At 69.7% G+C, this 11,880-nt stretch carries 12 protein-coding genes; 5 read left to right on the top strand and 7 right to left on the bottom strand.

Annotation, left to right across the window (positions count from 1 at the left end):
* Positions 1-17 precede the first annotated feature (17 nt).
* The 6 genes from AB0I35_RS22055 to AB0I35_RS22030 form a co-directional block, all read right to left on the bottom strand.
* Positions 18-458 carry an SRPBCC family protein gene (locus tag AB0I35_RS22055; protein ID WP_357398027.1) on the bottom strand — a complete coding sequence of 147 codons (441 nt, stop codon included), beginning with the start codon at positions 456-458 and terminating at the stop codon, positions 18-20.
* A gap of 12 nt (positions 459-470) precedes the next feature.
* Positions 471-860, bottom strand: coding sequence for a polyketide cyclase / dehydrase and lipid transport (locus AB0I35_RS22050; protein WP_067642979.1), 390 nt, complete (start codon positions 858-860; stop codon positions 471-473).
* Between the two features lie 43 nt (positions 861-903).
* Complete coding sequence (locus AB0I35_RS22045) at positions 904-2,031, bottom strand: glycosyltransferase family 4 protein (RefSeq protein ID WP_357398026.1); 1,128 nt, start codon at positions 2,029-2,031, stop codon at positions 904-906.
* A 63-nt stretch (positions 2,032-2,094) separates the two neighbouring features.
* The gene (locus AB0I35_RS22040) at positions 2,095-3,084 is read right to left on the bottom strand and encodes a hypothetical protein (protein ID WP_357398025.1); all 990 of its coding nucleotides are present in this window, start codon (positions 3,082-3,084) and stop codon (positions 2,095-2,097) included.
* Positions 3,085-3,088: 4 nt separating this feature from the next.
* Positions 3,089-4,114, bottom strand: a complete 1,026-nt coding sequence (locus AB0I35_RS22035) for an NlpC/P60 family protein (protein WP_357398024.1) — start codon at positions 4,112-4,114, stop codon at positions 3,089-3,091.
* A gap of 219 nt (positions 4,115-4,333) precedes the next feature.
* The gene (locus AB0I35_RS22030; protein WP_357398023.1) at positions 4,334-4,903 is read right to left on the bottom strand and encodes a C40 family peptidase; all 570 of its coding nucleotides are present in this window, start codon (positions 4,901-4,903) and stop codon (positions 4,334-4,336) included.
* A gap of 662 nt (positions 4,904-5,565) precedes the next feature.
* Here AB0I35_RS22030 and AB0I35_RS22025 point away from each other — a divergent pair.
* The 5 genes from AB0I35_RS22025 (at position 5,566) to AB0I35_RS22005 (ending at position 10,749) form a co-directional block, all read left to right on the top strand.
* On the top strand, positions 5,566-6,798 hold the full coding sequence (locus AB0I35_RS22025; RefSeq protein WP_357398022.1) for an ATP-binding protein: 1,233 nt from the start codon (positions 5,566-5,568) through the stop codon (positions 6,796-6,798).
* 10 nt (positions 6,799-6,808) lie between these two features.
* Positions 6,809-7,825, top strand: coding sequence for a hypothetical protein (locus AB0I35_RS22020; RefSeq protein WP_357398021.1), 1,017 nt, complete (start codon positions 6,809-6,811; stop codon positions 7,823-7,825).
* A gap of 110 nt (positions 7,826-7,935) precedes the next feature.
* The gene (locus tag AB0I35_RS22015; protein WP_357398128.1) at positions 7,936-9,801 is read left to right on the top strand and encodes a DEDD exonuclease domain-containing protein; all 1,866 of its coding nucleotides are present in this window, start codon (positions 7,936-7,938) and stop codon (positions 9,799-9,801) included.
* A gap of 137 nt (positions 9,802-9,938) precedes the next feature.
* Positions 9,939-10,469, top strand: a complete 531-nt coding sequence (locus AB0I35_RS22010; RefSeq protein ID WP_357398020.1) for a hypothetical protein — start codon at positions 9,939-9,941, stop codon at positions 10,467-10,469.
* Positions 10,470-10,473: 4 nt separating this feature from the next.
* A complete protein-coding gene (locus AB0I35_RS22005) occupies positions 10,474-10,749 on the top strand; it encodes an Lrp/AsnC ligand binding domain-containing protein (RefSeq protein WP_181699185.1) in 276 nt (91 codons plus the stop codon).
* Positions 10,750-10,754: 5 nt separating this feature from the next.
* On the opposite strand, the gene trpD is transcribed toward AB0I35_RS22005, so the two are convergent.
* Positions 10,755-11,864: an anthranilate phosphoribosyltransferase gene (trpD, locus tag AB0I35_RS22000; protein WP_357398019.1), complete on the bottom strand. Its 1,110-nt coding sequence runs from the start codon at positions 11,862-11,864 to the stop codon at positions 10,755-10,757.
* Between the last annotated feature and the right edge of the window lie 16 nt (positions 11,865-11,880).

Genomic DNA, 11,880 nt, shown 5'->3' with positions numbered 1-11,880 from the left:
GGTGATGCCCGGGGCGCTCAGCCCTCGACCCGCTTCTTCAGTTCGTTCAGCGCCGTATCGGTGATCACCTTCTCGGCCTTGCGCTTGAACATGCCGATCATCGGGATGGTCAAGTCGACGGTGAGCTCGTAGGTCACCTCGGTGCTGCCGTCGGGACGGTCGAGCAGCTCGTAGCTGCCGTCCTGGGCTTTCTGCAGGTCCCCCTCGAGCAGGTGCCAGCTCACCGCCTTGCCGTCGGCTCGCCAGGTGTAGCTGAGGGTGTAGGTGTCCTTGACGACGCCCGCGTCGAGCACGAAGCGCGCGGTCGCGGCCCGGCCCGCCGCATCGGTGCCGAGCACCTCGACCGATTTCGCCGCGGCCACCCATTCCGGGTAGGACTCCAGATCGGCGATTACGGCCATCACCTGCTGCGACGGCGCCTCGATGACGATCGATCTCTTGGTCCGGTCGGGGGCCATGGATTCCTTTCGTTACAGCGCCGAGGCGGGTGCGACGCCCGCGGGGCGGCCCGCTTCCAGCCGTGCCTTCAGTTCGAACGACATGTCCTTGCCCGCGACCCGCCGCGCGCGGTTGGCGGCGGCCAGCGCCCGCGGCGTGAGCGGCTTGCTCGCGGTGGGCTCGGCGTGCAGGAAGTAGTGCAGGATCGCGCCGTCGGCGACGGCCTCGAGCCACACCTCCATGGTGCCGGTCAGCGGGCCCGCGACCGTCCAGCGGATGCCCTTGTCGCCCCGGTCCTCCCGCACGTCGAGGTGCAGGTCGGGCCACCAGCGGCGCCAATTGTTCGGGGCGCCGAGCACCTCGGCGATCGCGGCGGGCGGCGCGGCGAGAAAGGTCTGATCGGCGACCTGGATACTGCTCACCTCGCTGAGAGTAATGGACGCGCCACCGCGACAGTCCGGGGTGTCATCCGAGCAGTTGCCGCAGACGGGCTCCCTGGCGATCCCAATGCCAGTCCCGCTGCACCCATTCGCGGCCCGCGGCACCCATGCGCGCGGCGTTGTCGCGGTCGGTGAGCAGCTCGACGATGGCATCGCTGATCTGCGGCAGCGAACGACCGTGCACCACCAGACCGGTCTCGCCCTCGCGCACCGTCTCCGGCGCCCCGCCGGAATCACCTGCCACCACCGGCACCCCGGTCGCGGACGCCTCGAGGAACACGATGCCGAGGCCCTCCACGTCCAGCCCGGCGCCGCGGGTGCGGCACGGCATGGCGAACACATCGGCGATGGTGTGGTGGGCGGCGAGCTCACCGGAGGGGACGCGGCCGGTGAACACCACGCTGTCACCGAGGTCGAGAGCCTCGGCCAAACCGCGCAACCGGTTCTCGTACGGTCCGCCGCCCGCGATGACCAGCACCGCGCCGTCGACCCGTTCCCTGATCTCGTTCATCGCGACGATGAGCATGTCCTGGCCCTTGCGTGGCACCAGCCGCGACAGGCACAGGACGGTCGGCCGATCGCCGAGGCCGTAGCGGGCGCGCAGCTCGGCGCGGGCACCCGGGTCGGGGCGGAATTCGGACGGATCGACGCCCGGGGGCAGATGTTCCAGCGCCGCGCGCGGGCCGAACGCCGAGGCGAACCGGCCACGGGTGTACTTGCTGACGTAGGTGACCACATCGGTGTTCTCGCCGATCGCGCGCAGCACCTGCCGCGAACCGGGCAGCATCGACCAGCCGACCTCGTGCCCGTGGGTGCTGGCCAGGATGCGTTCGGCTCCCGCTCGCCGCAGTGCGGGCGCCATCGCGGCCAGTGGCGCGGCGGCACCGAACCAGACTGTGTCGCAATCGTTTTCGCGCAGCAGTGCGCTTGCTCGCTTGATCACGGCTGGTGTGGGAAGCATGAGTGTGGTCGGGTGGCGGACCACGCGGAACTTCTGGGTGGCGTCGAACTTCTCGTGACTGTCACCGCGCCAGCGGGGGGCGTAGACGACGAGATCCTCGGGGGGCAGCTGCTGGGTCAGTGCCTGCAGATAGGACTGGATACCACCCGGCCGAGGTGGGAAATCGTTGGTAACCAGGAGAGTTCGGGCCATAGTGAACAACCTAATGTGTCGGTGCCTCGACGAGGGGCGGCGGTCGGGCGAGGTGGCCGGTGGTCAGACAGCGTGGGCGCGCAGCCAGGAGCGCCAGCCGTCGAGCAGCTGGGATCGGGAGGCACCGAGCACGGTGGTGAACGCCGCGTCCTGTGCGGCGGTCGACTGCGGGCCCTGCGCGAGCTGCCGGTACAGCTGGGTGAGCGCGGCGAGCCCGTGCTGGTCGGCGATGTAGGAGCACGCGCTCCACGCCGATTCGTAGGCGAAGGCGGCGTCGGTCCCGGTGAACTCGGCGTCGGTGACCAGGTCGGCAGGCAGCGTGCCCGCTCGTAATCGAGTGGTGAGTGTCGGGGCGATCTGCGAGAAGGTCTGACCGCTCGCGCGCTGGGCCACGTACTCGGCGAAACCCTCGAGCATCCACTGCGGCGCACCGTCGACGGTCACCGCACGGGTAGCGACGTGGGTGAGTTCGTGGCGCAACAGGGTGGCCATGCCTTCGTCACCGACGCGGCGACGGGCATCGGGGTTGAACACGATGCGCTGCTCGGTGGGTTCGGTACCGGGCGCGTAGGAGCCGGTCAACGACACCGCGGCCACGTCGGCGGTGGTCGACGCCCCCGCCCGGCGGGTCAACGCGGTGAACTCGGCGCTGTTGCTCGCGACCACGATGACCGGTGCCCGGTTCCACTCGGTGCCCCACACGGCGCTGACGTCGGCGATCGCGGGCGCGAGCTGCGCCTCGAGCACCTCGAGATCGGCTTCGTGGCCCGGATGGGCGACCACCAGCGCGGTGTCGATACCACCGGCCTCGACCTGACGCACCAGGATCGGGCCGAACGGCTGCACGTCGCGGCGCACCGGGGCCAGGCGCGGATCGTCGATACCGACGGTCGTGCCGAGCACCTCGGCCTGATCGGTGGCCAACTGCAGCGGTCCGGCGTTGCGCGGCACCAGGATCAGGGCGACGCACGCGCCGGTCAGCAGGGTGACCGAGGCCAACGTGAGACAGAATTCCAGTCGGCCACGCGCCGACAGCCAGGTGCGCACGTTCACGGCTTCAGTATCGCCGGGCCGAGTGATAGGGGGTGGTGTCGATGGGCGCGACGGCGACCGGCACACCGAAGGTGGAGGCGTGCACCATCATTCCGTTGCCCGCGTAGATCCCGACGTGCGAGATCTCCGGATAGAACAGCACCACGTCACCGGGTTGCAGATCTTCCTTGGCGACGGGCGTGCCGTACCCGGCCTGCGCGGAACTGGTGCGCGGAACGTTCTTGCCGACCTGCTTGAAGGCCCACTGCACGAGACCGGAGCAGTCGAACTGGTCGGGGCCCGTGGCACCCCACACATACGGGTCGCCGACCCGGGTGAGGGCGGCGGCCAGCGCGCTCGTTCCGCTCCCGGGAACGAGGCCCGCGAGCAGGCTGTCGCGATCGAAGCCGGGCGGGAAGGGGGAGCCGGCGAGCGTGGACTTGTCGCGCGCCGACAGCGCACCCCACGCCTCGACGACCTGGGTGGTCGCGGCCGCGAGGTCGGCACGTTTGCGGTCGACATCGGCGCGCACGGCCTCGGCGGCCGCGGTCGCGGCGCGGGCGGCATCGGCGGCGGTGCGGGCGGTGGTCTCGGCGGCGGTCGCCGCATGGGCGGCCTTCTCGAATTCGCGGACCGAGTCGGCGGTCTGCTGGGACAGCACGTCGAGGGTCGACATCTTGTCCAGCAGTTGCTGGGGGGAGTTGCTCGACAGCACGGCGAACATGCGGTCGGTGCGCGCGCCGGTGTAAGCGGCGACGGCGGCGCGGTCGATCATCGGCTGGAACTTGCGCACCTCGGCGCGGGCGGCGTCGGCGACGGCCGTCGCGGCGGCGAGCTTGGCGTCGACGTCGCGCTGGACGGCCAGTTTCGCGTCGAGTTCGGTTTGCGCCGTGAGCGATTCCTGGTTGACCACTTCGGCTTGCCGGGACAGGTCGACCATGCGGGCGATCGCGTCGCCGGCGGTGGTGGGGAGAGCGACCGGGTCGGCCGAGGAGGGGCCGGCTACGGCGGCGGTGCATACCAGAACGGTCGCGGACAGGGCTCCGGCCAATCCACGCGCTGCGTGAAATCTCCGGTGTTGTGATCTCACAGTGCCCCGTGCCCCGTTCTCTCGATATCCGACGATGCAAGCGCCTTACCTGAACCCGGACTTCCCCGTCCGCCACGAAGGTCTCGATCAGATTACGGAACGGCGAGGGTTCGTGTCCAGTGGGGCACGAAAGGGTCACGGTGCGCCCTTCCCCGAGAACGACGCACCGTGCCGGTTGGATCAGAAGCGGCGCGCACCCGCGAACGGCATCGAGTCGAGCGACGCGACGTGCACCGGCGAACCCGAGGTGGCGGCGTGGACGACATTGCCGTCACCGGCGTAGAGGCCCGAGTGGCCGCCGCCGTAGAACGACACCAGGTCGCCGGGGCGCAGGTCGCCGAGCGCGACCGGGGTGCCCGCGCCGAGCTGGGCGTCGCTGGTGCGGGGCAGCTCGATGCCCGCCTGGCGGTAGGCCCACTGGACCAGGCCCGAGCAGTCGAAGGCGTCCGGGCCCGCGGCACCGTAGACGTAGGGGGAGCCGACCTTGCTCAGCGCGGCATCGAGGGCGATGTCGGCGGCGGTGGCGGTGGGCGCGGTGAACACGTGCGGCGCGGCCGGGGCCTCGATGCCGGGGATGCCCGCCGGGATCGGGATCTCGTTGGGCACCTCGAAGGTGCCGATGCCGGGCACGGTGACGGGCGTCGCCGACGCGGGAGCGGCCGGCAGGAGGAACGCGCCGATGGTGGCAGCGCCGACGGCTCCGGCGGCAACGGCACGCTGCGCCTGACGCTTGACGGTGTTGGTCGCCATGATGCGGTACTTCCAATCTGCCCCACGACGCCCCATCCGTATGACGGGGCGGACTCCTCGCGCCGAGCCGGTGCCGGCCTGGCGGACTCCGTGAGGTCTCGAAAAGGTTACGAACCAATCACGGTGGTTTGTAAAGTCGGACATGCGTCCTGGAAGGGAATTCGTCGATTCGACCGGAACGAATGTGCGACGTGAGTCACACCTAATCACGAAAAGATAACGCCAGGTCGAATTTCTCGAGCGGGCCGACTGTCGCCGGGCGCGGCGCCGGGTCGGTGTGTCCATGCGACACGCCGAGGATTCTCAGTGAAGTCCCAGGTTGGGTCAGTGCGGCGCCGAGGCGACCCGCCCGTTGACGTCGAGTCGACACGCCGGGCGCGCCGTCCGCTGTCGCGGTCTGAATCTGGAAACGTCACTTATCCAATCGTTTCGACCGCAGTAATGCATAACTGCGATATCTGTGATGCCGGTCTCAATCGGGTTTGCTCGCGGTCATTTTGTTCGCATCGGTGCGAAATATTCGCGGCGAATGATCGGCATCGGGTCGGGCACCGGGCCGGCGGACCTGGTCCCGGTGGGTGGGACCGATCCTCGGCCGATTCAGCGAAACCCGTTGGGGCGGTTACGGTACGGTCGAATGTTCGCGGTTCGAAGGGGGAGAGGTGGCCGACGACCAGGTACTCACCGACATGCTGACGATGCTCGACCGCAGTCCGGGGGTGCTCGCGCTGCGCGTGTGCGTCATCGAGCTGCTGATCGAGCGGGAGCGGTACGCCGATGCGCTGACCCATTGCGGCATCGCCCTCGGACACGAACCCGGCAACGCGCAGGTCCTCGGCCTCATGACGCGGTGCACCACGGCGCTTGCCGGAGGCGCGCCAGATCCGGCGCCGGTGGCGGTGGCGCGGAAGCCGCAGGCGGAGTTCGACTGGGTGGCCGCCGAGAACGAGGTCGGCGACATCATCGCGCCGCCCTTCGTCGAAGGCGCCCCGCCCGAGTACGTCACCGACGACGACGCCGCCACGGTCGAACGGCCCCGCATCGGTCTCGCCGATGTGGGTGGCATGGACGAGGTGAAGCGGCAGCTCGATCTCACCCTGCTCGGCCCGCTGCGCAATCCCGAACTCGCCACGGCGTTCGGCACCTCCGCGCGCGGCGGCCTGTTGCTCTACGGCCCGCCCGGCTGTGGCAAGACGTTCATCGCCTCGGCGGTCGCGGGGGAACTCGGCGCCAACTTCTATCCGATCGAGATCGCCGACATCCTCGACATCTACACCGGGTCCAGTGAGCGCAATGTGCACAGCATCTTCGAGCTGGCCCGGCGCAACGCGCCGTGCGTGCTGTTCCTCGACGAGGTCGACGCGCTCGGGCACAAACGCAGCCAGATGCACGGGTCCTCGACCATGCGCACCGTGGTGAACCAGCTGCTCACCGAGATGGATTCGGCGACCCACAGCAACGAGGGCGTCTTCGTGCTCGGCGCGACCAACCACCCGTGGGACGTGGACGTGGCCCTGCGCAGGCCGGGCCGGTTCGACCGGATGATCTTCGTCGGCCTGCCGGACGCGGCCGCACGGCGCTCGATCCTGCACTACCACCTGCGTGACCGTCCGATCGCGGGCATCGACCTCACTGCTCTCGCCGCGCACACCGAGGGCCTGTCCGGCGCCGACCTCGCCCACATCTGCACCTCGGCCACCCAGCTGGCGATGGCGGACTCGATGCGCACGGGCGAGGTGCGACCGGTCGGCATGCCAGATGTGCAGGCCGCGCTGGCCCAGGTGCGGCCGAGCACCGGTGCCTGGTTCGAATCCGCCCGCAATGTGGTCGAATTCGCCAACGGCGACGGCAGCTATGACGATCTCGCCCGGTATCTCAAGCGCGTCAAGCGCTGAATCGACACCGATGAGCGAACCGCGGCTCGACCGGGCCGTCGTACTGGTCGAGTTGGACCGACTCGAGGCGGCCCGCGCCGAGCTGGCCGCTGTGCTGGCCGTCGAGCCCGACAACGCCGATGCCCACGCACACGTCGCGCACACGTGGCTGAGGTCCGCGGATTTCGCCACCGCGAGCGCGGCGGCACGCACGGCGCTGCGCCACGACCCCGAGCACCTGTTCGCGTGGGTCCTGCTCGCGCTCAGCGAACAAGGATTGTTCGACCGGCTGGCCGACACCGACCGGATCGCGGCGCTCGTCCATCAGGACGAGGCGGTGCGCGCGGCGTACACCTGCGTGGACCTGAACCCCTGGTCGGCCGAGTGTCATCGGGTACTCGCGGTCGTGCTGGCGCCCCGGGACCGCGAGGCGGCCTTGGCCGCCGTCGACGCCGGCATCGAACTCGACCCGCAGGAACCCCTGCTCTACCTCACGCGTGCCCGCGTGCTGTGGCACGGCGCCGAGGCCGACGCCCGGCGCGCCGTGGCGTTCCGCGCGGCACTCGAGCAGGCGTTGCGGCTGGAACCCGACAATGCCGAGGCCATGTATCTGCTCGGCGCGGACGCCGCGCGGTCGGGCAGGCGGGCGAATGCCGAGCGGTGGCTGTTGCGGGCCGCCGAACTCGAACCGGCCCACGGGCCCGCGGCGCGGGAACTGCTGCGGCAGGTACCCGATCCTTCCGGGTCGTTGCGAGACCCGGCGGTGCGCCGCGAGTACCTCGGCGGTCCGAGCGCCGGTGTCGCCGGACGATCGAGCACACGCGTGATCGCCATACTCGGCTTTTTGTTCGTCGTCGGACTGGCCCGCGCTGTGTCGGGAGTCGACACCGACGACGCCTCCACCCGCCCCACTACGACCCTGCGCCCACCGCTCACCTACTACAAGCCGCAGCCGCTGCCCACCTTCCCGCAGTGGAGCCGCTACTTGACGGCTCGTCCCACCCCACCCCTGCACATCCCCGACTGGCCACAACACGTGCCCCGCTGAACCCGCACGAGGCGCCGAGTCATGCCACTCGAGTTCGCCACTTCTGGTGCACAAACACCAAGGCGGTCCCATCACCACTTCGAAACCTGTCGGTCCCCAGCTCTACGCTCCTGCCCGTGCCCGACCCTGTACTCCCGGCCGCGCGGCAGCTGGCCTTCGACGAGCTCGATACGCCGTTGTATGCCACCACTTTCGTCGTCGTCGACTTGGAGACCACCGGGACCAGCCCCGAAGGTGACGCGATCACCGAGATCGGGGCGGTGAAGGTGCGTGGCGGAGAGGTGTTGGGGGAGTTCGCGACACTGGTGAATCCGGGCTACGAGATCCCGCCCGCGATCGTGCAGATCACCGGGATCACCACGGCGATGGTGTATGCCGCGCCGCGCATCGAGGCGGTGTTGCCGGGGTTTCTCGAGTTCGCGGCGGGGGCGGTGCTGGTGGCGCACAATGCCCGGTTCGACACGGCTTTCCTGAAAGCCGCTGCCGCACGCCAGGACATTCCGTGGCCCAATCCTCAGGTGTTGTGCACGGTGAAGCTCGCGCGTCGCGTGCTCACTCGCGACGAGGCGCCGTCGGCCCGGCTCGGGGTGCTGGCACAGATCCTCGGTGCGTCGACGACGCCCACACACCGAGCTCTCGACGACGCCCGTGCCACTGTCGACGTGTTGCACGCGCTGATCGCCCGGGTCGGTAACCAGGGTGTACAGAGCCTGACCGAACTGCTCGACTACCTGCCCGGTGTCACCGGAACCCAGCGCGCCAAAAGGACTTTCGCCAACGATCTGCCCGCCGCCCCAGGTGTGTATCTGTTCCGCGGCCCGTCCGATGAAGTCCTCTATATAGGGACGGCGGTGAATCTGCGCCGCCGCGTGCGCAACTACTTCACCGGTTCGGAGACGCGTGGCCGCATGAAAGAGATGGTCGCGCTGGCACAACGGGTCGACCACGTGGTCTGCGCGCACGGACTCGAAGCCGGCGTTCGCGAGCTGCGACTCCTCGCCGCCCACGCACCGCCCTACAACCGCCGCTCGAAGTTCCCCAAGCGTGGCTGGTGGCTCACGCTCACCGCCGAACCCTTCCCGCGCCTGGTTGCTGTTCGCACGCCGACCCGAACTGGTCTGGGCCCGTTCAGTTCTCGCGCCGATGCCGTGGATGTCGGCCTGACCATCGCCGAATTCGCGGGTCTGCGCACCTGTGCCACCCGGCTCACCCGCACCGCGAAACACACATGTCAACCGGCGATCGTCGGCGGATGCCCGGCCGCCTGCGACGACGGCTCGGATGCCGCCACCTACGCACCCGCCGCGCATTCGGTCCGCGATCTGCTCACGGGTCGCTCCGACAGCCTCCTGCGCGCCATGCTCGACCGCATCGAAACCTACTCCACGGCTGAGCATTTCGAGGCGGCTGCCCGCCTGCGTGATCGCACCGCCGCCGTGGTCACCAAACTGGCTCGCACCCAGCGACTCGCTGCCCTGGCCCGCCTCGCCGAACTGATCATCGCCCTTCCCGACGGCGCGGGCGGCTGGGAATTCTCCGTCATCCGCCACGGCCGCCTCGCCGCCGCAGGCGTCGCCCGCCGCGGCACCCCACCCATGGCTGTCGTCGATCACATCGTGGCGGCCGCGGAAACGGTCGTGCCCGATCTCGGCGACGCGGCCACGAGCAACGGTCGCGCACTGCAACGACACGCGATGCCGATCCCGGGAATTCCGGACGCCGCGATGGCAACCACGGACAGCGCGGAGCGACAGCTCGTGTTCTCCGACGACGTACCTCCCTTTCTCGGTGCGCCGCCGGAGGAGGTAGGGGTGATCGCGCGCTGGCTCGCCAAACCCGGCGCCCGGATCGTCCGGACCAGCGACGGGTACTGCGAACCGCTGCACGGTGCCGCCCGCTGGGTCGCTTGGGCGCAGCTGGCCAGGGAGGCGGCGGATGTACGGTCCGAGCAGGAGCAGTATCTGGCGGAGCGCTGAGCGCCTACCGGTGAACGACGGGAGCGGACCCGCCTGCTCCACCGCCCTGGCCGACACACCTCCGGCCCGTCCTGGATCATGGTTGGTGGCGTTCACGGTGGAAAGGACTGGTGGCGGTGTTCGTGAAGGTGTGTGGGTTGACCACCGAGGAACAGATCGACTGGGCGGTCGAGCTGGGCTATTCGGCGATCGGTGTCATGGTCACGCCCAGGAGCAAGCGGTACCGCACTCCCGGCCAGGCCCGTGCCCTCGCCGACTACGCGCGCGGCCGCATCACCACCTTCGCGGTCGCCCTGGAACACGCCGAAGTCGCCGAGGTGGCCGACGCCTTCGACGTCGTCCAGCTCTACCGGTGGGCCGACCTGCCGAACCTGGCCTTCTGCTCCTCGACCCCGCCCGCACCCGAGCAGACCAGCGAATACTTCTTCTACGACGCCAGCGCGGGCAGCGGCGTCTTCGAGGAGTTCCCCGACTGGGTGCGCGCCCAGCCAGGGCGGGTGGTGCTGGCCGGTGGCCTCGACCCGGACAATGTCGCCGACGTCATCGCCCGCCACCGTCCCTACGGCGTCGACGTGTCGAGTTCGCTGGAAACAGCACCGGGTGTGAAGAGCTACGACCTCATGCGACGGTTCAAAGCGGCCACCGAGCGGCCCGAAGTTCTAGGCTGATCCCATGATTACCGCGATCGTGCTGATCCAGGCCGAGAACTCTCGCATCCCCGAGACCGCACAGGCGCTCGCCGACACCGCAGGAGTCGCCGAGGTGTACTCCTGCGCCGGCGATGTGGACCTGATCGCGATCGTGCGGGTGCGCGATCACGAGCGCATCGCCGAGGTCGTCACCGAGGGCATCGACAAGGTCGAAGGGGTGGTCCGCACCACCACCCACATCGCCTTCAAGTCGTACTCCAGTGCCGACGTGGAAGCCGGATTCTCCCTGGGGGAGTAGGGCTTTCAGTTGTCGTCGAGGACCTGGGTGAGTTCGGCCCAGGTCTGCAGCAACTTCGCGGACGCGCCGCTGTCCACCGCGGCGGCGGCGCGTTCCATCGCCGCCGAGAGCGTGGCATCCAGGTCGAGATCGACATCGCCCACGCCACGTGACAGGTCGTAGGCGACGATCGCCGCGGCCGAATTCAGCAGCACCGCGTCGCGCACCGGACCCGGCGTCCCGGCGAAGACCTCCCGCGCGATCCGCGCGTTCTCGGCCGCATCGCCGCCACGCAGCTCGTCGAGATCGACGCGGGGGATGCCGAGCGCCGTCGGGTCGAGCACGGTCTGGCGGACGCGCCCACCGCTGACCACCCACACATCGGTCAGATCCGAAGTGGTGATCTCGTCGAGCCCGTCGCGCCCGCGCACCACCAGCGCGCTGGCGCTGTACTCGTCCGGGGTCCCCGTCGCGCCGGGCACCGGTGCGGCGAAGCGGCGCTGCGCGAACACCCCGGCGATCACCGGCGCGAGATCCGCGAACGCGCACCCGATCAGGCCCGCGCGCGGCTGAGCCGGATTGGTCAGCGGGCCGAGCACATTGAAGACCGTCGGAATGCCGATCTCCTTACGCGCCGCCCCCGCGAAACGCAGCCCCGAGTGGAACAGCGGCGCGAAGCAGAACCCGATCCCGGCCTCGCGCACCGAACGCGCCACCGATCGCGGTCCCAGCGCCAACTTCACCCCGAGCGCCTCGAGCACATCGGCGCCACCGGCTTTCGACGAAGCGGCCCGGTTGCCGTGCTTGACCACCGGAACACCCGCCGACGCGACGACCACCGAGGACATGGTCGAGATGTTCACCGACCCCGACCGGTCGCCACCGGTGCCGACGATGTCGACCGCGTCCCCGTCGACGTGCACCAGCCGGGCGTGCCCGAGCATCCCCGACACCATGCCCGCCAGCTCGGCGGGGGTGGGGCCCTTGATCTTCATGGCGACACCGAAAGCCGCGATCTGGGCGGCAGTGGCGTTGTCGGTGAAGATCTCGTCGATCACCCAGGCGGTGTCGTCGGCGCCGAGGTCGCCGCCGTCGGCGAGGGTTCCGAGCACCTGGGGCCAGCTGCGCACGCTCATCTGCTCTGCATCTCCG

The organism is Nocardia sp. NPDC050378, assembly GCF_040655675.1.
Taxonomy (GTDB): Bacteria; Actinomycetota; Actinomycetes; order Mycobacteriales; family Mycobacteriaceae; genus Nocardia; species Nocardia coubleae.
Note: the sequence above shows the minus strand (reverse complement) of the source record. Positions and strands in the feature narration are given on the sequence as shown.

Coding starts and splice junctions, on each gene's coding strand:
- AB0I35_RS22055 (WP_357398027.1), bottom strand. CDS start 458: ATGGCCCCCGACCGGACCAAGAGATCGATCGTCATCGAGGCGCCGTCG.
- AB0I35_RS22045 (WP_357398026.1), bottom strand. CDS start 2,031: ATGGCCCGAACTCTCCTGGTTACCAACGATTTCCCACCTCGGCCGGGT.
- AB0I35_RS22030 (WP_357398023.1), bottom strand. CDS start 4,903: ATGGCGACCAACACCGTCAAGCGTCAGGCGCAGCGTGCCGTTGCCGCC.
- AB0I35_RS22020 (WP_357398021.1), top strand. CDS start 6,809: ATGAGCGAACCGCGGCTCGACCGGGCCGTCGTACTGGTCGAGTTGGAC.
- AB0I35_RS22005 (WP_181699185.1), top strand. CDS start 10,474: ATGATTACCGCGATCGTGCTGATCCAGGCCGAGAACTCTCGCATCCCC.
- trpD (WP_357398019.1), bottom strand. CDS start 11,864: ATGAGCGTGCGCAGCTGGCCCCAGGTGCTCGGAACCCTCGCCGACGGC.